Annotated in this window: 18 protein-coding genes and 1 other RNA gene; 12 read left to right on the top strand and 7 right to left on the bottom strand. The window is 57.3% G+C overall.

Annotated elements, in window-relative coordinates; genetic code table 11:
• Positions 1-169 precede the first annotated feature (169 nt).
• Together dnaK and grpE are read right to left on the bottom strand one after the other, a co-directional pair.
• Entirely contained in the window at positions 170-2,086 is a 1,917-nt protein-coding gene (gene dnaK / locus ACA069_RS03915) for a molecular chaperone DnaK (RefSeq protein ID WP_401272168.1), read from the bottom strand.
• A gap of 102 nt (positions 2,087-2,188) precedes the next feature.
• A complete protein-coding gene (gene grpE, locus ACA069_RS03910) occupies positions 2,189-2,755 on the bottom strand; it encodes a nucleotide exchange factor GrpE (RefSeq protein ID WP_103303213.1) in 567 nt (188 codons plus the stop codon).
• 240 nt (positions 2,756-2,995) lie between these two features.
• Here grpE and recN point away from each other — a divergent pair, with 240 nt between their 5' ends.
• A complete protein-coding gene (gene recN / locus ACA069_RS03905; protein ID WP_497616386.1) occupies positions 2,996-4,669 on the top strand; it encodes a DNA repair protein RecN in 1,674 nt (557 codons plus the stop codon).
• Between the two features lie 82 nt (positions 4,670-4,751).
• On the opposite strand, the gene fur is transcribed toward recN, so the two are convergent.
• Positions 4,752-5,156, bottom strand: a complete 405-nt coding sequence (fur, locus tag ACA069_RS03900; RefSeq protein ID WP_187676705.1) for a ferric iron uptake transcriptional regulator — start codon at positions 5,154-5,156, stop codon at positions 4,752-4,754.
• A 97-nt stretch (positions 5,157-5,253) separates the two neighbouring features.
• Here fur and ACA069_RS03895 point away from each other — a divergent pair, with 97 nt between their 5' ends.
• The gene (locus ACA069_RS03895) at positions 5,254-5,781 is read left to right on the top strand and encodes an outer membrane protein assembly factor BamE (protein WP_187676704.1); all 528 of its coding nucleotides are present in this window, start codon (positions 5,254-5,256) and stop codon (positions 5,779-5,781) included.
• 60 nt (positions 5,782-5,841) lie between these two features.
• Here the strand turns inward: ACA069_RS03895 and ACA069_RS03890 are convergent, their stop codons facing one another.
• The 3 genes from ACA069_RS03890 to ACA069_RS03880 are packed head-to-tail and all read right to left on the bottom strand — an operon-like array spanning position 5,842 to position 7,994.
• A complete protein-coding gene (locus tag ACA069_RS03890) occupies positions 5,842-6,156 on the bottom strand; it encodes an RnfH family protein (RefSeq protein ID WP_187676703.1) in 315 nt (104 codons plus the stop codon).
• Positions 6,149-6,583: a type II toxin-antitoxin system RatA family toxin gene (locus ACA069_RS03885; protein WP_016986510.1), complete on the bottom strand. Its 435-nt coding sequence runs from the start codon at positions 6,581-6,583 to the stop codon at positions 6,149-6,151. Before ACA069_RS03885 ends, ACA069_RS03890 begins: the two co-directional genes overlap by 8 nt.
• Before the next feature lie 7 nt (positions 6,584-6,590).
• Complete coding sequence (locus ACA069_RS03880) at positions 6,591-7,994, bottom strand: sodium-dependent transporter (protein WP_401272163.1); 1,404 nt, start codon at positions 7,992-7,994, stop codon at positions 6,591-6,593.
• 119 nt (positions 7,995-8,113) lie between these two features.
• Between ACA069_RS03880 and smpB the strand changes: the two genes are divergently transcribed.
• Entirely contained in the window at positions 8,114-8,596 is a 483-nt protein-coding gene (gene smpB, locus ACA069_RS03875; protein WP_007915208.1) for an SsrA-binding protein SmpB, read from the top strand.
• A gap of 98 nt (positions 8,597-8,694) precedes the next feature.
• Here smpB and ACA069_RS03870 read toward each other — a convergent pair whose 3' ends face one another.
• Complete coding sequence (locus tag ACA069_RS03870) at positions 8,695-9,462, bottom strand: FCD domain-containing protein (protein WP_187676701.1); 768 nt, start codon at positions 9,460-9,462, stop codon at positions 8,695-8,697.
• Between the two features lie 262 nt (positions 9,463-9,724).
• Here ACA069_RS03870 and ACA069_RS03865 point away from each other — a divergent pair, with 262 nt between their 5' ends.
• The 9 genes from ACA069_RS03865 to ACA069_RS03825 all read left to right on the top strand — a co-directional run bounded on the left by ACA069_RS03865 (position 9,725) and on the right by ACA069_RS03825 (position 20,189).
• The gene (locus ACA069_RS03865; RefSeq protein ID WP_497616384.1) at positions 9,725-11,419 is read left to right on the top strand and encodes a lactate permease LctP family transporter; all 1,695 of its coding nucleotides are present in this window, start codon (positions 9,725-9,727) and stop codon (positions 11,417-11,419) included.
• Positions 11,420-11,569: 150 nt separating this feature from the next.
• Complete coding sequence (locus tag ACA069_RS03860; protein ID WP_401272165.1) at positions 11,570-12,394, top strand: (Fe-S)-binding protein; 825 nt, start codon at positions 11,570-11,572, stop codon at positions 12,392-12,394.
• Entirely contained in the window at positions 12,391-13,845 is a 1,455-nt protein-coding gene (locus ACA069_RS03855) for a LutB/LldF family L-lactate oxidation iron-sulfur protein (RefSeq protein ID WP_489879268.1), read from the top strand. The genes ACA069_RS03860 and ACA069_RS03855 overlap by 4 nt, the downstream gene beginning before the upstream one ends.
• Complete coding sequence (locus ACA069_RS03850) at positions 13,845-14,516, top strand: LutC/YkgG family protein (protein ID WP_187676697.1); 672 nt, start codon at positions 13,845-13,847, stop codon at positions 14,514-14,516. Before ACA069_RS03855 ends, ACA069_RS03850 begins: the two co-directional genes overlap by 1 nt.
• Positions 14,513-17,323 carry an FAD-binding and (Fe-S)-binding domain-containing protein gene (locus ACA069_RS03845; protein WP_497616383.1) on the top strand — a complete coding sequence of 937 codons (2,811 nt, stop codon included), beginning with the start codon at positions 14,513-14,515 and terminating at the stop codon, positions 17,321-17,323. The genes ACA069_RS03850 and ACA069_RS03845 overlap by 4 nt, the downstream gene beginning before the upstream one ends.
• Positions 17,324-17,453: 130 nt before the next feature.
• Positions 17,454-17,735, top strand: a complete 282-nt coding sequence (locus ACA069_RS03840; protein WP_497616382.1) for a PA2433 domain-containing protein — start codon at positions 17,454-17,456, stop codon at positions 17,733-17,735.
• A gap of 204 nt (positions 17,736-17,939) precedes the next feature.
• Positions 17,940-18,215 carry a PA2433 domain-containing protein gene (locus tag ACA069_RS03835; protein WP_489879272.1) on the top strand — a complete coding sequence of 92 codons (276 nt, stop codon included), beginning with the start codon at positions 17,940-17,942 and terminating at the stop codon, positions 18,213-18,215.
• Between the two features lie 96 nt (positions 18,216-18,311).
• Positions 18,312-18,704, top strand: a transfer-messenger RNA (tmRNA) gene (ssrA, locus tag ACA069_RS03830).
• Positions 18,705-19,565: 861 nt separating this feature from the next.
• Entirely contained in the window at positions 19,566-20,189 is a 624-nt protein-coding gene (locus ACA069_RS03825) for a hypothetical protein (RefSeq protein WP_497616381.1), read from the top strand.
• Positions 20,190-20,274 lie beyond the last annotated feature (85 nt).

The raw sequence follows: 20,274 nt of genomic DNA, 5'->3' as shown, positions 1-20,274 counted from the left end.
CTTTCGGCGCGAAAAGCAGGAGCATTTTCGGCCATACCACCAGCATTCGAACCTTGTCGCATACTGTAAAAATTCGCGTATTCCAGATACGCCAACGCGGGAGCAAGCTCCCGCGCGGCGACATCCTACCAGTCACCGCCTAAAGGCAGTCAACCGGCCGACCAACAACTTACTTGGGGTCTTTGACTTCTTCGAACTCGGCATCGACAACATCGTCAGTCTTTTCAGCTTTCTCGCCGTGCGGTGCTGCGCCTTCAGCAGGCTGAGCCTGTTCGGCGTACATCTTCTGAGCAACCGGAGCGGAGACTTTCGACAGCTCTTCAACCTTCGCTTCGATGGCAGCCTTGTCGTCGCCTTTAACAGCAACTTCCAGAGCAACCACAGCAGCCTCGATCGCAGTCTTCTCTTCGGCGGTAACTTTGTCGCCCGCTTCGGTGATCATTTTGCGAGTCGAGTGAACCAGTGCATCACCCTGGTTACGGGCAGCGGCCAATTCTTCGAACTTGCGGTCTTCGTCAGCGTTAGCTTCGGCGTCACGCACCATGCGCTCGATTTCTTCGTCGGACAGACCGGAGTTGGCCTTGATCACGATCGACTGGGTCTTGCCGGTCGCCTTGTCTTTCGCACCGACGTGCAGGATGCCGTTGGCGTCGATGTCAAAGGTCACTTCGATCTGCGGCACGCCACGTGGAGCAGGTGGAATGTCGGCCAGGTCGAACTTGCCCAGGGACTTGTTCTGTGCGGCTTGCTTACGCTCGCCCTGCAGGACGTGAATGGTCACCGCGCCCTGGTTGTCGTCGGCAGTCGAGAACACTTGCGATTTCTTGGTAGGAATCGTGGTGTTTTTCTCGATCAGCGCAGTCATCACGCCACCCATGGTTTCGATACCCAGGGTCAGCGGGCTGACGTCGAGCAGCAGTACGTCTTTCACGTCACCGGCCAGAACAGCGCCCTGGATAGCAGCGCCCATGGCAACAGCTTCGTCCGGGTTGACGTCTTTACGCGCTTCTTTACCGAAGAAATCGGTAACCAGCTTCTGCACCAGCGGCATACGGGTCTGACCGCCGACCAGGATCACGTCGTTGATCGCGCCAACGTCCAGGCCTGCGTCTTTCATGGCAATGCGGCAAGGTTCGATGGTGCGCTGAACCAGGTCTTCAACCAGCGCTTCGAGCTTGGCACGCGAGATCTTCACGTTCAGGTGCTTAGGACCGGTCGCGTCTGCAGTGATGTACGGCAGGTTGACGTCGGTCGACTGAGCAGAGGACAGCTCGATCTTGGCTTTTTCAGCGGCTTCTTTCAGGCGCTGCATGGCCAGCGGGTCACCCTTAAGGTTCATGCCGCTTTCTTTCTTGAATTCGTCAACGAGGTAGTCGATCAGACGAATGTCGAAGTCTTCACCGCCCAGGAACGTGTCACCGTTGGTGGCCAACACTTCGAACTGATGCTCGCCGTCAACTTCAGCGATCTCGATCACGGAAACGTCGAAAGTACCGCCACCCAGGTCATAAACGATCACAGTGTGATCGCCCTTGGCCTTGTCCATACCGTAAGCCAGAGCGGCTGCGGTTGGTTCGTTGATGATACGTTTTACGTCCAGACCGGCGATGCGGCCGGCGTCTTTGGTCGCTTGGCGCTGGCTGTCGTTGAAGTAGGCCGGAACGGTGATCACCGCCTCAGTCACTGGCTCGCCGAGGTAGTCTTCGGCGGTCTTCTTCATCTTTTTCAGAATTTCAGCCGAGATTTGTGGCGGTGCCATTTTCTGGCCGTTCACTTCAACCCAGGCGTCGTTGTTGTCAGCCTTGACGATCTTGTAAGGGACCATCTGGATGTCTTTCTGCACAACTTCTTCGTCGAAACGACGACCGATCAGACGCTTTACCGCGTACAGAGTGTTGTGCGGGTTAGTCACTGCCTGACGCTTGGCAGACTGACCGACCAGGATTTCGCCATCGTTGGCGTAAGCGATGATCGACGGCGTGGTACGCGCGCCTTCAGCGTTTTCAATAACTTTTGCTTTGCCGTTTTCCAGCACGGAGACGCAGGAGTTGGTAGTCCCCAGGTCGATACCGATAATTTTGCCCATGTTCACTCTCCCGAAACTTTGGATTTGGATGCCGCAGCAGTGGTGGCTAACTGCGGTAGCACTTAAACGCTTGACTTCTAAATGGGGGCCTTGCGACTAATTTCAAGCCTTCTCGTCAATCGAAGGCGAAATTGGCGCCGGCGCCTTGCTGACCACAACCATGGCCGGACGCAACAGGCGACCGTTAAGTTGGTAGCCCTTTTGGAACACCTTCAGGACACTGTTTGGCTCGACGTCGGCACTTTCCTGCATGGCCATCGCCTGATGCTGAACGGCGTTGAATGGTTCGCCATGCGGATCGATCGCTTCGAGCTGATAACGCTTGAGGGTGTCGTGGAACATTTTCAGGGTCAGCTCGATGCCTTCACGCATCGGACGGATGCTTTCGTCGTCCGGGTTCGACAGCTCGAGGCCGCGCTCCAGGCTGTCGACGATCGGCAGCAGGTCGCCGGCGAACTTTTCCAGCGCAAACTTGTGCGCCTTTTCCACGTCCTGCTCGGCACGACGACGGACGTTCTGCAGATCGGCAGCGACACGCAGAGACTGATCCTGCGCGGCGGCCAATTGCTCTTCGAGCACTTGTACACGGGTCGCCAGGTCGTCACCCGAACCCTCGGGCGCCTGATTGGCTTCTGGGTTTTGCTTATCTACTGTCTGTTCGTCAGCCATAGAATTCTCCTTTCAATATCGTCCGCGAGTTCGACTCGCGCTTCTGCCCCGATATATGGGGCCGCAAAATCAGGCTTCAAGGGCCTTCAACGATTAACCCTACAAAAAAGTGCCACATTCTCATTCCTCGATGCACTAAGCAGAAATTGCGTTCAAGCAAATCGAGCTAAGGGAGGGCATTGTCAGTCCGAAACAAAACACTGTATAAATAACCAGACCTAAAGCCTGGGAGCGGCCTTTATGCTGGTGCACCTGTCCGTACATAACTACGCCATCGTTGAACATCTCGATCTCGAACTTGATCGCGGGATGAGCGTGATCACCGGGGAAACCGGCGCCGGCAAGTCGATCATGCTCGACGCCCTGGGCCTGACCCTTGGCGATCGCGCCGACAGTGGCGTGGTTCGCCCGGGCGCCGACAAGGCCGATATCCTCGCGACCTTCGATCTTGCCGACATCCCCGAGGCCAGTGCCTGGCTGGCCGAGCGCGATCTGGACATCGACGGCCCGTGCATCCTGCGTCGGGTCATCACGTCTGAAGGACGTTCTCGCGGCTATATCAACGGCACGCCCTGCCCGCTTGGCGATCTCAAGGCACTCGGCGAACTGATGATCGACATCCATAGCCAGCATGAGCACCAGTCCCTTCTGAAAACCGATACCCATCGTCGCCTGCTCGACGAATACGCTGGCGCGAACGATCTCGCCCGCCAGGTGCAACTGGCTGCACAGCGCTGGCGGCAGACTCGCCAGGAGCTGGAGCGACTCTCCAACTCCGGCGATGAACAACGCGCCCGCCATCAACTGCTCAGCTACCAGCTCGAAGAACTGGAAAACCTCGGCCTCGGTGATAACGAACTCGAACAGCTGGAGCAGGAACACAAAAACCTGACCAACGCTGAAACCTTGCTTGGCATTTGCCGGCAAGTCGTCGAGCAGTGCAGCGAAAGTGACTCCGGCAATGTACTGAACGCTCTGACCGCCAGCCTCAATCGCCTGTCGAGCGTGAACAATTCCGTTGGTGCGCTTGGCGAAGCCAGCAGCTTGCTGACCAGCGCACAAATACAGGTTGAGGAAGCGGTCGGTGAACTCAATCGTTTCCTCGACAACTTCGATGCCGATCCGGCACGCCTGCAATATCTGGAAGAGCGCCTCGACGCTATTTACACGCTGGCACGCAAACACCGGATCCAGCCGACCGAAGTCGGAGAGATGCAGCAGAAACTGCTGGATGAAATCGAAAGCCTTAATGCCAATGACGAGTCCATTGAGCGACTGGGCGAAGAGCTGGCCTCCTATGCCCGTCACTATCAGGAAAAAGCGCGAGAACTGAGTGATTTGCGCCATCAGGCTGCCGGCAGCCTTGCCAGCGCGGTGGAACAAGAGATTCAACGTTTGGGCATGCCCGGCGGTCGCTTCACTATCGAGCTACGCGCCAATAGCAGCGATGAACTGCTGCCCAACGGACTCGAACAGGTCGAATTGCTGGTCAGCGCCAACCCTGGCCAGCCACTCAAGGCACTGGCGAAAGTGGCGTCCGGTGGCGAGCTGTCGCGGATCAGCCTGGCGATTCAGGTCATCACTGCACAGACCTCGCGCATTCCGACACTGGTGTTCGACGAAGTCGACGTGGGCATCGGCGGCCCTACCGCTGAGATTGTCGGCCAGTTGTTGCGCCGGCTAGGTGAACGCGGACAGGTGCTGACCGTGACGCACTTGCCGCAAGTGGCGGCGCAGGGGCATCAGCATCTGTTCGTGCACAAGGTACGCGGCGAACAGGCGACGCATACAGCCGTCTCCAAGCTGAGCAAGAACGACCGTATAGAAGAAGTGGCGCGGATGCTGGGCGGAATCGATCTGACCAAAGAATCCCTGGCTCACGCCAAAAAGATGGTCGTTACCGCAAAAGCTTAAATTTCACACACAGCAGAAAGCACGAAGGCGACCCACGGGTCGCCTTCGCTCGTTTCGCGAACCTGAAATTCGCGCGACATGCTTACTTTTTCTTGCGTACGTACAGCACCAGGTTGTGATCCACCAACTCGACACCGTGCTCGTCGGCAATTGCCTTCTGAAGCTTTTCGATTTCAACGCTGACGAATTCGACAACCTCACCGGTTTCCACGTTGACCATATGGTCGTGGTGTCCACCGTCGGCCAATTCGAAAACCGCGTGGCCACCGTCGAAGTTGTGACGGACCACGAGGCCAGCCGCTTCGAACTGGGTCAGAACACGGTAAACCGTGGCCAGACCGACGTCCTCGCCAGCTTCCATCAACGCCTTGTAGACGTCCTCGGCACTCATGTGACGCTGCTCGGTAGAGTCGAGCATTTGCAGGATCTTGACCCGTGGCAGGGTCACTTTGAGGCCGGCTTTGCGTAGTTCGCTATTTTCAACCATGGTCAGCTTTCTCGCGATGCTGCTTCGCAGCTTCTCTTAATGCGGGTATGATCGGCGTTTACGTTGTCCCAGCCAAGATAGTGGAAGTCGCCCACCGATGCAAAACACCAAGCTCTTGCTAACCAGTTTCACCTTTGTGGGACTGCTCGCACTCGCCGGTTGTTCATTCCCCGGGGTTTACAAAATCGACATCCAGCAGGGCAATGTCGTCACGCAGGACATGATAGACCAGTTACGCCCGGGAATGACCCGGCCGCAAGTACGGTTTATCATGGGCAACCCCCTGCTTGCCGACACGTTCCATGCCGATCGCTGGGATTATCTGTACAGCCTGCAACCGGGTGGCGGTGAACGCCAACAGGAACGCGTCAGCGTTATTTTCAACTCAAACGACCAGCTTGTCAGTCTGTCCGGTGACTTTATGCCGGGCGTCAGCCGTGACGAAGCCATTCTCGGCAAGGACAGTGGCACGACCGTGACCGCTCCTGCTGAAAACGCCGAGAAGCCAACACCGGAAAAACCGGTAAAGCCAGGTTCCTTGCTGGATCAGATCCAGAAGGACGTCGATGGTGTAGAAACCGTTCCGGTTCCGACACCAGAGCCGCTGGACACCTCGCCGCAATAATTTGCGACGCAATAAAAAACCCGGAATTCCGGGTTTTTTATTGCCTGTCGTTTAGCCGACCTACTGATTTCTAGCTTTCGCCTCGGCAGCCTTGGCCGCACGCAGGCGCCGCACTTCTTTCGGATCAGCGAGCAAAGGACGATAAATTTCAATGCGATCCCCTGCCCGAATCAGGCGAACCTGCGGATCGGCAATCACTTTGCCGAAGATTCCCAACGGGCATTCAGTCAGATCAAGCTCAGGGAACTCGTCACCAATCCCGGACTTGATCAAGGCCTCACGCACAGTATTCCCTTCGGGGACACTCACCGCACGCAAGACCTGACGATCAACGGCCGCATACACGACCTCTATCTCGATCACTGACTCAACCATGCATCTGCTTGGCGCGCTGACAGAACGCATCCACCAGCGTATTCGCCGCCTGATTGAACAGCGGCCCCAGAGTGGCACGCACCAAAGGGCCCGCGTAGTCGAACGAAAGATCCAGACTGATCTTGCAGGCCTTCTCGTTCAACACCTTGAACACCCAGACGCCATGTAACTGATTGAACGGGCCTTCTTCGAGGTTCATCTCGATCGACTGCCCCGGCACCAACGTGTTGCGCGTCACGAAATGCTGACTCAGACCGCCCTTGGCCACGCCGACACTGGCGCGCATATGCTCCGGCGAGCTTTCCAGCACTTCGGCGGACGAGCACCACGGCAAGAACTCAGGGTAACGCGCCACGTCGTTGACCAGGTCATAAAGGAACTGGGCCGGGTAAGGCAGCAATGCTGATCGTTGAATATGTGTCGTCATGTAAGCGTTACTTCCAGAGCTGAGCGGCAAACACTACAACTATGCCGATAGGCGCCACGTAGCGCATCAAGAACAAGGACAGACCAAACAGTACCGGGTTACGGATCGACAACTCGTCACGCACCGCTTCACGCCCCATCACCCATCCGGCGAATAGCACGAAGCACAGTCCGCCGAGCGGCAACATGATCCGCGAGGTGAAGAAGTCGATCACACCGAAGAAGTCCAGACCGCTTGCCGCACCCCATTGGTAGAGATGGAACATCCCGCCTTCGTTCACGAAAAATTTGGCTTCCTTCCAGATATTGAAGGAGAAAACAGTGCCCAAACCTACGAACCAGCAAACGAATGCCAGCCAGAAAGTCACCCAGGCGCGGCTGACTTTGGTGCGTTCGACCAGATAAGCCACCATCGGCTCAAGCAGAGAAATGGCCGAACTCCAGGCCGCAACCGCGACCAGCACGAAGAACACCACGCCCATCAACTGACCAAACGCTACGTTACCAAAGGCAAATGGCAAGCTGACGAACATCAGGCCAGGGCCTTCGCTCGGGTTCAGGCCGGCGGCGAACACAATCGGAAACAAGGCCAGACCAGCCACCAGCGAAACGAAAGTATCGAGCAGCGCGACACCGACGACCGTACCGGATAACGATGCATCCTTGGGCATATAAGCGCCGTAGATCATGATCGAGCCGACACCCACGCTCAGGGAAAAGAACGCGTGGCCCATGGCTGGCAGCAGTCCGTCGAGGACTTTTTCGGGGTGGAAGTCGAACATGAAATGCACGCCTTCCATGAAGTGGCCGGTTGTCATGCTGTAGCCCAGCAACACCAGGATCATCACAAATAGCAGCGGCATCATGATCCGCAGACTGCGTTCAAGCCCCGCAACCACGCCTTTGGCAATCACCACGGCCGATAGCAGCATGAAAATCGTGTGCCAAAGTGTCAGGCGCCATGGGTCGGCGATGACATTGCCGAAATACGCACCAACCTGATCCGGGGTCACCCCCTGAAAGTCCCCGCGGCCCATATCGACGATGTAGTCCAGCGACCAGCCGCCCACCACACTATAGAAAGACAGGATCAGCAGCGCCGTAATCATCCCGGCAAAGGCGCCCCACGACCATTTCGCCGAGTGCCCGGCTTCCAGTGCCAGCACCTTCAAGGCATTCGCCGGACTCTGCCGCGCACGCCGGCCGATCAGGGTTTCAGCCAGCATTACCGGAATGCCGATCAGTGCGATGCACGCCAGAAACATCAGTACAAACGCACCGCCGCCGTAGACCCCGACCATGTAGGGGAACTTCCAGATACTACCCAGTCCCACGGCCGAACCGGTCGCGGCGAGTATGAATACCCAGCGGCTAGCCCAACTGCCGTGGACAGAAACCTTGTCTGTCGACATCGTTTATCACGCCCAAGCGTTAGAAAAAGAGGCCGCATTGTCCGGGATTCACTCAACCTGCTCAAGCACGCAGCATCACCGTAGCCGACGGCCGTTTATCTCCATATAATGCCGCCCCTATGGCTAAACAGAAGAAACACCCAACAGGGACCATCGCGCAGAACAAAAAGGCGCGACACGATTACTTCATCGAGCATAAGTTCGAGGCTGGTCTGGTCCTGGCCGGCTGGGAAGTAAAAAGTCTGCGGGCAAGCAAGCTGCAACTGGTCGACAGTTACGTGCTGCTCAAGGATGGCGAAGCGTGGCTGCTCGGCAGTCACATCACGCCTCTGATGACCGCCAGCACCCACGTCATCGCCGACCCGGTGCGCACACGCAAATTGCTGCTCAACCGCCGCGAACTGGAAAAGCTCGCCGCCGCTGTGCAGCAAAAGGGTTACGCCTGCGTATGCCTGTCCTGGTACTGGAGCAAGCACATGGTCAAGTGCGAGATCGCTCTGGGCAAGGGCAAAAAGGAATACGACAAGCGTGACACCGAGCGCGAACGTGATGCGGGTCGTGAGCTGCAGCGTGCGGTGCGCAACAAGGGCAAGGAAGACTGATCTTTCTGCTTGAGTTGTGTGACGCCAGCAAAAGATCGCAGCCTTCGGCAGCTCCTACATAGAGCTAACGCGGGCTGCGATTTTTTGCTTTTAAAAAGCTACATCCCCTTGCGCCGCTCCGCCCGAGCCATGCGCTGAACCTCTTGCCGCACCTCTTCCAGCACTTCCTGCACATACAAAATGTGTCGACTGGAAACTTCACGCGCCTGCTCTGCACGCCCTTCGATAATCGCCAGATACAATTCCCGATGCTGAGTGATCAGCATGTCGCGGGTTTCCGTACGCTGCTTGTACATCCCGCCGATGTTGGTCACGACGTTGCGTTTGAGCAGATCAAACAACCCGCGAATGGTGTGCAGCAACACCGCGTTATGACTGGCCTCGGCAATCGCCAAGTGAAATTTCGCATCCGCCGCACCCTCCTCCGTCCGGCTCACTTCGTCGTGACGCGAATAGCAGTCCTGTAACTCTTCAAAGGCCGCAGTCAGCCGCTCGCGATCCACGTCGGTGGCGCGTAATGCGGCGTAATAGGCGCACGATGCTTCCAGAGTATGGCGAAACTCCAGCAAGTCACGCTGTGCCTCGGGATTGCTTTCGAGCAATTGCAGCAGTGGATCGCTGAACGTCGAACCCAGACTTTCCACCACATAATTGCCGCCACCCTGACGGCTGACCAGCAGACCTTTGGCCGCCAGTTTCTGAATCGCTTCGCGCAATGACGGACGTGATACGCCAAATTGCTCGGCCAGTGCGCGTTCCGCCGGAAGCCGCTCACCGGACTTCAGCGTGCCCTCAAGGATCATCCCCTCGAGTCGCTCGACAATATCGTCAGACAAACGGCGCTGACGTATCTGATCAAACCCCATAACTCATTTCTCCACGATCCCGATCGCTTGCCGGGGCCTCTATTCTGGCCTATCGGCGCCTTGGCCACACCTACCAGACGACACCCGCTCAAACCGGATCAGATGCAATCTGCTCCGCTTATTCGACAAAAGTTTCAGGGCGACAAATTGACACACCGACATCAAGGCTTTTACCCTAGCCAACAGCGATTGTAAATTGGTCTTACCAATTATCCAAATACGCTGACAGTGCCTGACCAACAACAATTAGGGGCCACCCCATATGCAAACCTGGCAACAGCTCTACAGCCCGCTCGGCAGTCTCGGCGTTTCCGCACTCGCGGCCGTCATCCCCATCGTTTTCTTCTTCCTCGCCTTGGCGGTGTTTCGTCTCAAGGGCCATGTGGCCGGCAGCATCACGCTGGCCTTGTCGATTGCCGTGGCGATCTTCGCGTTCCAGATGCCGGTCGATATGGCCTTCGCCGCCGCTGGATATGGCTTCGCCTACGGCCTTTGGCCGATTGCCTGGATCATTGTCGCGGCGGTATTCCTCTACAAACTGACGGTCAAAAGTGGTCAGTTCGAAGTTATTCGCAGCTCGGTACTCTCGATCACCGACGACCAGCGCTTGCAGGTATTGCTGATCGGTTTCTGCTTCGGCGCATTCCTTGAAGGTGCCGCCGGCTTCGGTGCGCCGGTGGCGATCACCGCTGCCCTGCTTGTCGGACTCGGCTTCAACCCGTTGTATGCCGCAGGTCTGTGCCTGATCGCCAACACCGCGCCGGTTGCCTTCGGCGCCCTGGGGATTCCGATCATCGTTGCCGGACAAGTCACTGGCATCGACGCATTCAAGATCGGCGCGATGACTGGCCGCCAACTGCCACTGCTGTCGTTGTTCGTGCCGTTCTGGCTGGTGTTCATGATGGACGGCATGCGCGGCGTGCGTGAAACCTGGCCGGCCGCACTGGTCGCGGGCCTGAGCTTTGCCATCACTCAATACTTCACGTCGAACTTCATCGGCCCCGAACTGCCGGACATCACCTCGGCCCTGGCCAGCCTGATTTCCCTAACTCTGTTCCTCAAAGTCTGGCAGCCGAAACGCACCGCAGGCGCGCAAATCGCCGGCGCCACATCCAGTGCAGCGATTACCGCCAGCGTCGGTGGTTTCGGGCAGAAACGCACCACCGTGGCGTCGCCTTACAGCCTCGGGGAAATTTTCAAAGCCTGGTCGCCGTTCCTGATCCTCACCGTGCTGGTGACGATCTGGACGCTGAAGCCTTTCAAAGCCATGTTCGCAGCCGGCGGGTCGATGTACGCCTGGGTATTCAACTTCGCGATCCCACACCTTGATCAACTGGTGATCAAGACTGCACCTATCGTGGCCGCGCCAACCGCGATCCCGGCGGTATTCAAACTCGACCCGATTTCCGCGACCGGCACCGCGATTTTCTTCTCTGCACTGATCTCAATGCTGGTACTGAAGATCAATTTAAAAACTGGTCTTACCACTTTTAAAGAAACCTTTTACGAACTGCGCTGGCCGATTTTGTCGATTGGCATGGTGTTGGCGTTCGCCTTCGTCACCAACTATTCCGGCATGTCTTCGACCATGGCCCTGGTGTTGGCGGGAACCGGCGCAGCCTTCCCGTTCTTCTCGCCGTTCCTCGGTTGGCTCGGCGTCTTCCTGACCGGTTCCGACACCTCGTCCAACGCCCTGTTCAGCTCCTTGCAAGCCACCACTGCACACCAGATTGGCGTCAGCGACACTCTATTGGTCGCCGCGAACACCAGCGGCGGCGTGACCGGCAAGATGATCTCGCCACAATCGATCGCCGTGGCCTGCGCTGCGACCGGTCTGGTGGGCAAAGAATCGGATCTGTTCCGCTTCACACTCAAGCACAGCCTATTCTTTGCAACGATTGTCGGCCTGATCACTTTGGCTCAGGCCTACTGGTTCACCGGCATGCTGGTGCACTAACCCTACAGGCAACACGGAAATAACCGACGCCGGTTCGTGATTCCGGCGTCAGCAATTCACAACCCGGTCTGTAAGGCTGCTGAAAGCAACGCTCTTTATATTCAGCAGCCGCAACAGACGGATAACCGGGCCCACCCGGAGACACGCCTGATGAGCGAGCTTTATTACAACGCTGTGCCGAACGCGACCCGCGTTGCACCGCCACTGCCCGAACCTCGGCAATACCCCAGCGAGAAACCGTCGCGGGTCTATCTGTTCGGGACGTGCGTGGTCGACCTGTTCTACCCCGAAGCCGGGATGGACGCGATCCACTTGCTGGAACGCGAAGGCATTCGGGTTGAATACCCGCAAGGGCAGAGTTGTTGCGGACAACCGGCCTACACCTCGGGTTACACCGAGCAGGCGCGGACCGTGGCGCGCTCGCAACTGGCGCTGTTTGCCGGGGATTATCCGGTGGTGGTGCCATCGGGTTCTTGCGCGGGTATGTTGCGCGAGCATTACGCCGACTTGTTCAAGGACGAGCCGCAAACCTTGAAACAGGTTCAGGCCCTTGCGGCGCGGACCTATGAATTGGCCGAGTTCCTGCTGTTTGTCTGCAAGGTGCAGCTCAAGGACAGCGGCGAACCGGTGAAAGTGGCGCTGCACACGTCGTGTTCGGCACGTCGCGAGATGAACACCCACCTGCACGGCCGCGAGTTGTTGGCGCAGCTGAGCAACGTGGAACGGGTCAATCACGATCACGAAAGCGAATGCTGTGGCTTCGGTGGGACATTCAGCGTCCGTATGCCAGACATTTCCGGCGCGATGGTGGCTGACAAGACCCGCGCGTTGAAGGAATCCGGCGCGCACAAGGTGCTGAGTGCCGACTGTGGCTGTTTGATGAACATCAACGGCTCGCTGGAGAAACAGCAGGAAGCGTTGCGCGGCCAACATCTGGCCAGTTTCCTTTGGCAGCGAACCGGAGGTGCGAAATGAGCACCTCGACGATTATTCCTACGGTCGCCGTAGAAGAAGATTTCCGCACCCGGGCGCACAACGCCTTGGGTGATGCGCAGCTACGGAATAACTTCCGTACCGCGATGGATTCACTGATGACCAAACGGGCAGCGTCTTTCAGCGATGCCCACGAAAGAGAACATTTGCGTGCTTTGGGCAACTCGATCAAAGCCCGCGCGCTCTCCAAGTTGCCCGACCTGCTCGAGCAACTGGAACAGAACCTGACCCGCAACGGTGTGACAGTGCACTGGGCGGAAACGGTGGACGAAGCCAATGGCATCGTCTTATCGATCATCCGCGCTCACGAGGCGCGGCAAGTGATCAAGGGCAAATCGATGGTCAGCGAAGAGATGGAGATGAACCATTTCCTCGAGGCTCAAGACATTGAATGTCTGGAGTCCGACATGGGGGAATACATCGTCCAGCTCGACCACGAGAAGCCTTCACACATCATTATGCCGGCGATCCACAAGAATGCCGGTCAGGTCGCGTCCTTGTTCCACGACAAACTTGGCGTGGAATACACCAAGGACGTTGACCAACTCATTCAGATCGGTCGCAGAGTCCTGCGGCAGAAATTCTTCGAAGCGGACATCGGCGTCTCCGGCGTCAACTTCGCCGTGGCCGAAACCGGCACCCTGCTGCTGGTGGAAAACGAAGGCAACGGCCGCATGACCACCACCGTGCCGCCGGTGCACATCGCTGTCACCGGTATCGAAAAAGTCGTGGAAAACCTGCGCGACGTGGTGCCGCTGCTGTCGCTGCTGACCCGTTCGGCGCTGGGTATCCCGATCACCACCTACGTCAACATGATCTCCGGACCACGCAAGGATCATGAACTCGACGGCCCGCAAGAAGTGCATCTGGTCCTGCTCGACAACGGGCGCACCCAGGCCTTCGCCGACAGCGAATTGCGTCAGACCCTGAACTGCATACGCTGCGGCGCGTGCATGAATCATTGCCCGGTCTACACCCGAATCGGTGGCCACGCCTATGGCGAGGTTTACCCCGGGCCTATCGGCAAAATCATCACCCCGCACATGGTCGGTCTGGCGAAAGTCCCGGATCACCCGAGCGCCTCCTCCTTGTGCGGCGCCTGCGGCGAAGTGTGTCCGGTAAAAATTCCTATCCCTGCTTTGTTGCGTCGCCTACGCGAAGAGAACGTCAAAGCCCCGGACAGCCCACATCAAGTGATGCGCGGCCAGGGCAGCAAGTATTCGCGCAAGGAGCGCTTCATCTGGAACGCCTGGGCCAAGCTCAACAGCTCGCCAACGCTGTATCGGCTATTCGGCTTCTTCGCCACGCGCCTGCGCGCCCTCACTCCGAGCAACGTCGGTCCATGGACGCAGAACCACAGCGCGCCGAAACCCGCCGCCCGATCACTGCATGACATGGCCCGCGAGCACCTGGCCAAACAGGGAGACCGCTGATGAGCGCCAAGCAAAATATCCTCGGCAAGCTACGTAAAAGCCTGATCGGCGCCACGCCGATAGCCGACAACTTCGATATCGAACTGGTGACCCAGCCTTACACCTACAGCGCCGAACAACGCATTCCACAACTGCGCAAATTGATGGAATCGGTACACACCGAGATTCACCTGAGCACTGGCGAAGAGTGGCCAGCGCTGCTCGCGCAATTGCTGCGCGACCGCCAGTTGCCGAGTCTGTTGATCGCACCGACAACACCCCACGGGCGACGCATCACACAACACTGGGCGAACAATCCCGATCTGCCGGCACTGAAATCCTACGACCGGCCGATGGAAGAATGGAAAGCCGAGTTGTTCAACGACACGCCGGCCAGCCTCACTGGCACCCTCGGCGCCATTGCCGCCACTGGCAGCCTGATTCTCTGGCCGACCCGCGAAGAACCACGGCTGATGAGCCTGGTGCCGCCAGTGCATTTCGCCCTGCTCAAGGCCAGCGAAATCCGCGACAATTTCTATCAGGTGCAGCAGGAATTCGAATGGGCGCAAGGCATGCCGACCAATGCCTTGCTGGTGTCGGGCCCGTCGAAAACCGCTGACATCGAGCAAGTGCTGGCCTACGGCGCCCACGGCCCGAAAGACCTGGTGGTTCTGATTCTGGAGGACCAATGACGTTACCGGCGAATTTCCTGCGCGATGTGCAACAACTGATTCCGGCAGATCGCCGCTTCGATGATCCGCTGTCGACATTGGCCTTCGGCACCGACGCCAGTTTCTATCGACTGATTCCGCAACTGGTGATCCGCGTCGAGTCTGAAGACGAAGTGGTGGCGCTGCTGCAACTGGCCCAGCGCGACCGTGTCCCGGTGACCTTCCGCGCCGCAGGCACCAGCCTGTCCGGGCAGGCAATCAGCGATTCCGTTTTGATTGTGCTTGGGGATAACTGGAACGCTCGCGAGATACGCGGCGAAGGCACGCAAATCCGTCTGCAACCGGGAGTGATCGGCGCACAAGCCAATGCGTGGCTGGCTCCGTTCGGGCGCAAGATCGGCCCGGATCCGGCGTCGATCAACGCCTGCAAAATCGGCGGAATCGTCGCCAATAACGCCAGCGGCATGTGCTGCGGCACCGCGCAAAACACTTATCACACGCTGGCCGGGATTCGTCTGGTACTGGCAGACGGCACGCGCCTTGATACGGAAGATGCCGCCAGTGTTGCGGCGTTTCACGCAAGCCATGCGGATCTACTGGAACGCTTGGCGACTCTGGGCCGCGAGACCCGCGCCAATGCCGAACTGGCTGCAAGAATTCGCCACAAGTATCGTCTGAAAAATACCACCGGCCTGTCGCTCAACGCCTTGGTGGATTTCGACGACCCTGTGGATATCTTGAGCCACTTGCTGGTGGGTTCCGAAGGCATCCTTGGCTTCATCAGTGCGGTGACTTACGACACGGTGATCGATCATCCGAACAAGGCTTCGGCGCTGATCGTATTCCCGGATGTGGAGACCTGCTGCAACGCCGTCACCGTACTGAAAAGCCAACCGGTGTCGGCGGTGGAGTTGCTGGATCGGCGGAGTCTTCGCTCGGTGCAGGACAAACCGGGCATGCCCTCTTTCGTACAACAGCTGTCGAATAATGCCTGTGCGTTACTGATCGAATCCCGCGCGGCGTCTTCCACGTTGCTACAGGAACAACTGGCGCAGATCATGACGTCGCTCATCGGCTTCCCGGTGGAAAAACAGGTCGACTTCACCGAAGACCCGGTCGAGAACGCCCGACTCTGGGCAATCCGCAAGGACACCTTCCCCGCCGTCGGTGCCGTGCGTAAAACCGGGACCACGGTGATCATTGAGGACGTGACCTTCCCGATCGAGCAACTGGCCATCGGTGTAAACCGCTTGATCGAACTGTTCGACAAACATTCCTACGACGAAGCGATCCTTTTCGGGCACGCCCTGGAAGGCAATCTGCATTTCGTCTTCACCCAAGGCTTCAACAGCCCGGAAGAAGTCGCACGCTATCAAGCGTTCATGGACGACGTCGCGCAACTGGTGGCGGTCGAATTCGGCGGTTCGCTGAAGGCTGAACACGGCACCGGGCGCAACATGGCGCCGTTCGTCGAGCTGGAATGGGGCAGCGATGCCTATCAATTGATGTGGCAACTCAAACGCCTGCTCGACCCGAGCGGCATTCTTAACCCGGACGTAGTGCTGAGTGAAGATCCGCAGATCCACCTCAAGCACCTGAAGCCGCTGCCGGCAGCCGACGAGATTGTCGATAAATGCATCGAGTGCGGTTTTTGCGAACCGGTCTGCCCGTCGAAAGGCCTGACCCTCAGCCCACGCCAGCGCATCGTGATCTGGCGCGACATTCAGGCGAAAAAACGTTCAGGCGTCGATACCACTGAACTGGAAAAAGCCTACGAGTATCAAGGCATCGAGACCTGCGCGGCGACCGGGTTGTGCGCACAACGTTGTCCTGTAGGCATCAACACCGGAGACCTGGTGAAAAAGCTCCGTGGCCGACACGCGACGCATCAGAAAACCGCTGACTGGATTGAAGGAAATTTCGCCAAGACCCTGCAAGGGGCGCGCTTCACCCTGCACGTGGCCAACGGTGCGCGGATGCTGCTGGGTGCGCCGCGTCTGGCGAAACTTTCGGCAACACTGACTCGCCTTTCCAAAGGTCAGGTACCGCTTTGGACGAATGCCATGCCGCAGCCGGAGAAAGCCATTCGCTTCAGCCCGAGCGTGTGGGATGAGCGCCCGCGTGTGGTCTATCTGGCCGCTTGTGTATCGCGGGTCATGGGCCCGGCGGCGGGTGATAAAGAGCAGATGTCGCTGTACGACAAAACCCGTGGATTGCTGGAAAAGGCTGGTTATCAAGTGATCTTCCCGGACAATCAGGACAACCTTTGCTGCGGCCAACCCTTCGCTTCCAAAGGCTATGCCGAACAAGCCGAACACAAGCGTCAGGAGTTGATCAGCGCACTGCTGCACGCGAGTCGCGGCGGGCTTGATCCGATCTATTGCGACACCAGCCCATGCACGTTGCGATTGGTGCAGGATGTGGGAGATGTTCGCCTGGACCTGTACGACCCGGTGCGTTTCATCCGTACGCATCTTCTTGATCGATTGGACTTCACCCCACAGGAAGCGCCGATTGCCGTACACGTGACCTGCAGCACTCAGCACCTTGGCGAAAGCCAGGCGCTGATTGATCTGGCGCGCAAGTGCAGTAAAAACGTGGTGATTCCGGAGGGCATTCACTGCTGTGGTTTTGCAGGCGACAAGGGCTTTACCACTCCAGAGCTGAACAGCCACTCGCTGCGCACACTCAAGGACGCGGTGCAGCATTGCAGCGAAGGAATTTCCACCAGCCGGACGTGCGAAATCGGCCTGACACAGCATGGCGGGATCGACTATCACGGATTGGTTTACCTGGTCGATCGGGTGACTCAGGCAAAGGCCTGCTGAAGAAAAACAGAACCCTTGAGCAAGACGACAGTCCACAGAACAAGCCCCGAACACTCGGGGCTTGTCCTCTTTTCGGTGGCCCGCTTTGACGGTCAGCGAAGTCTGGATTCCTCAGTGCAAGGAGATACTCATGAAGCGTTCTGTACTGTTAGGTCTGTTCGTTACTGCCTCGATGATAGCTTCCATTTCGTTCGCCGCAGGCAAGCCAGAAAGCCTGTGCGATGCCAATTTGAATCAAATCGAAAGTGCCAAGACGCAATACCAGACGTCGCCCGATCTGAATGCACGCGTCTCGGCCAGTGTTAGTAAAGCCCAGGCCCTCAGGGCCCAAGGCAAAACCGACGAATGTCTTGCCGAAACCCAGCAAACCCTTCTGGAAATCCAGAAATCGACGGGGAACACCAACAAATAACCCAAGAGCCGACTAACATTCGAGTCGGCCTGATCGGTTTGAAGGGGTGATCCTACTTTTTCATACCCGCTACAAAAAAACCGAATTCCTGCGTGCCGTCGCGGTCGATTGAACAGGTCCGCTACGAAACGCGGCCTGTTACGAACTCGGCATCGCCGCCAGATCATCCGGCAGCACCGAGCCCAACCGTTCAAGGAGATACCCATGAAGCTTTCTGCAATTGCTGGATTGTTCATCGCTGGTGCCCTGCTGACGTCGCCGGTGTTTGCGGCAGACAAAGACCTTTGTGCCGGGAATCTTCAAACCATAAAAGACTTCGTGACCAGTCAGCCATCCATTCCTGAATCGTCCATGAACAACGTCAAGGAAGCACAGGAGAAGGCCCAAGCGTCGCAGGCGGCCGGCAATGACAAAGATTGCGTAGAGGTCACCTCTGCCCTGATCACCAAAATGCAGATTCGCAATCCAACACGTAACTGACCCACCACAAGGCCAACCTTCGGGTTGGCCTTGCTCGCCGATTGGCGTACACTGCGCAGGCTTGTTGCTCACCAAGATGTACTGAGCAATGAGTTCGGGGCCGTTTAGGATTCGACGCCGGTTGCGAAACTTTAGGTGCATGCCGAGTTGGTAACAGAACTCGTAAATCCACTGTTGCAACTTCTTATAGTTGCCAATGACGAAACCTACGGGGAATACGCTCTCGCTGCGTAAGCAGCCTTAGCCTTCCCTTCTGGTACCTTCGGGTCCAGCAATCATCAGGGGATGTCTGTAAACCCAAAATGATTGTCATATAGAACAGAATCGCCGTGCAGTACGTTGTGGACGAAGCGGCTAAAACTTACACAACTCGCCCAAAGCACCCTGCCCGTCGGGTCGCTGAGGGTTAACTTAATAGACACGGCTACGCATGTAGTACCGACAGCGGAGTACTGGCGGACGGGGGTTCAAATCCCCCCGGCTCCACCAACTCTCAACGACAAGGCCCGCCCAGTGCGGGCTTTGTCGCATCTGGGGTTTGGACAATCCCGCCCCTGAGCTTTTTGCATGAGGAAAGTGAGTGGAGGGCCACTATGAAGCCACCCTACATCACTACCGCCTTGACACACCTGAATTGCTTACATTGTTGACATTTCACTTGACAGATGATTATCTCGGTGAAGATCGTGACATCTTCGCAGTTAAGAGCCGTCTAGGGGCAAGGGGCCTGCTTCACCGGCCCCTTGCCCCTAGACGGCACCATGAGACGTCGTATTTCGTCGGTTAATGCCTTGCAATCGCAGCTATTCGCCTATAAATGCGCAGACTGAATGTGCTAACCTAAAATCCAAGTCCATTTCACCCGTATGGGTACATTCGCCATGATCAGCGGCCACCAGCATTCAAATGACCTTAGCTTCGCGGAAATGATGAGCCTTAAAAGCAGCTCACGTGACCGGCAGGTTGATGCTGTCTATGCAGCTGACCCTCAGATGCTTGAAATGGCTGCTGCCCGTGCTAAAGCTGCCCTTCGTGGCAACTCTGCTTCAATCGCCCGCCCACAACGATTCTCTGCGCTAAGCAACTGATGCCCGAGGCGGTAAACGAAGACGCTCCGTTCTCCCTACTTGAACGTTCAGATCTCTTCGCTTTTCTGCTCGATCTAATTCAGCGCGTCTACCGACCCTCTGTTCTTTCCGCTGTTAACGATTACGGCCTTGTGATCGTGGGCGGCCAATCGCTCACGCTTTGGGCCCGGCAATACCTCATCGACGAAATGACAGGCGAGGACGTCGGATTCGTCACCAGCGATGACTTGGACTTTATCGGCAAGCCCAACTCAATTGATTATTGCGCCCGCATGATGGGCGTCCCTTTTCGCAAAGCGAAGATGGAAGACAACACAATAAATATGCAGCCGCGTACATTCACTGGATTGACGATAAAGAGGTCATCGTCGATATCCTCGAAATGGACAGCGTCGGGGGCGCGCCCAAAAAAGAGATTTTCAAGTATTTATCCGTCTTGGATATCGAAGGCGTGCAAGTCGCCGTCATCGACCCCATCACATGCCTAAAGTCTCGCCTGTTCAACCTATTTGCTCACTGGCAGGATCGGCGGCACAGGGAATCCGTGCGGGTGAAGATCGCAATTCGCGCCTCGAACCATTACCTGCGCGACCTGCTTGTACATGACGGATACCGAGCCATATCAGAACATATCCGCCGAATTAAGGCTTTGGCCCTGACACCGCTCGGCAAGCGTGTTTATGTCGAATATGGAATCGACGTGCTGGACGCCATTCCCTATGATCCGGCGCTGTATCCAACTGCCTACATGGATCGGGAGCGACCGAACATGCTCCGCCAAATTGGTGGCGTACGCCGACGAAAGTTAATTCAGTACCAACGATTCGCCTGTGGCCCTATTCACCCTAGCCATCTTCAGCCCGCCGCAGAGAACGATCCGAGATAAAGGAATCAGGACGACGCGAAACACTCGCGCCGTCATGACCTTGACTTCTTGCCTACAAATCTGATCTTTCCCGCACGCCTACGGC

Source organism: Pseudomonas sp. LBUM1652 (assembly GCF_059716105.1).
The sequence above is the reverse complement of the archived record's forward strand: the minus strand, read 5'-3'. Positions and strand labels throughout refer to the sequence as shown.

What these genes read in the sequence shown, in the direction of transcription:
- ACA069_RS03865 (WP_497616384.1), top strand. Translation starts at nt 9,725, where the DNA reads ATGCAAACCTGGCAACAGCTCTACAGCCCGCTCGGCAGTCTCGGCGTT.
- ACA069_RS03880 (WP_401272163.1), bottom strand. Translation starts at nt 7,994, where the DNA reads ATGTCGACAGACAAGGTTTCTGTCCACGGCAGTTGGGCTAGCCGCTGG.
- ACA069_RS03855 (WP_489879268.1), top strand. Translation starts at nt 12,391, where the DNA reads ATGAGCACCTCGACGATTATTCCTACGGTCGCCGTAGAAGAAGATTTC.
- smpB (WP_007915208.1), top strand. Translation starts at nt 8,114, where the DNA reads ATGGCTAAACAGAAGAAACACCCAACAGGGACCATCGCGCAGAACAAA.
- ACA069_RS03885 (WP_016986510.1), bottom strand. Translation starts at nt 6,583, where the DNA reads ATGACGACACATATTCAACGATCAGCATTGCTGCCTTACCCGGCCCAG.
- ACA069_RS03840 (WP_497616382.1), top strand. Translation starts at nt 17,454, where the DNA reads ATGAAGCGTTCTGTACTGTTAGGTCTGTTCGTTACTGCCTCGATGATA.
- ACA069_RS03860 (WP_401272165.1), top strand. Translation starts at nt 11,570, where the DNA reads ATGAGCGAGCTTTATTACAACGCTGTGCCGAACGCGACCCGCGTTGCA.
- ACA069_RS03895 (WP_187676704.1), top strand. Translation starts at nt 5,254, where the DNA reads ATGCAAAACACCAAGCTCTTGCTAACCAGTTTCACCTTTGTGGGACTG.
- ACA069_RS03890 (WP_187676703.1), bottom strand. Translation starts at nt 6,156, where the DNA reads ATGGTTGAGTCAGTGATCGAGATAGAGGTCGTGTATGCGGCCGTTGAT.
- ACA069_RS03870 (WP_187676701.1), bottom strand. Translation starts at nt 9,462, where the DNA reads ATGGGGTTTGATCAGATACGTCAGCGCCGTTTGTCTGACGATATTGTC.
- recN (WP_497616386.1), top strand. Translation starts at nt 2,996, where the DNA reads ATGCTGGTGCACCTGTCCGTACATAACTACGCCATCGTTGAACATCTC.
- ACA069_RS03845 (WP_497616383.1), top strand. Translation starts at nt 14,513, where the DNA reads ATGACGTTACCGGCGAATTTCCTGCGCGATGTGCAACAACTGATTCCG.
- fur (WP_187676705.1), bottom strand. Translation starts at nt 5,156, where the DNA reads ATGGTTGAAAATAGCGAACTACGCAAAGCCGGCCTCAAAGTGACCCTG.
- ACA069_RS03835 (WP_489879272.1), top strand. Translation starts at nt 17,940, where the DNA reads ATGAAGCTTTCTGCAATTGCTGGATTGTTCATCGCTGGTGCCCTGCTG.
- grpE (WP_103303213.1), bottom strand. Translation starts at nt 2,755, where the DNA reads ATGGCTGACGAACAGACAGTAGATAAGCAAAACCCAGAAGCCAATCAG.
- dnaK (WP_401272168.1), bottom strand. Translation starts at nt 2,086, where the DNA reads ATGGGCAAAATTATCGGTATCGACCTGGGGACTACCAACTCCTGCGTC.
- ACA069_RS03850 (WP_187676697.1), top strand. Translation starts at nt 13,845, where the DNA reads ATGAGCGCCAAGCAAAATATCCTCGGCAAGCTACGTAAAAGCCTGATC.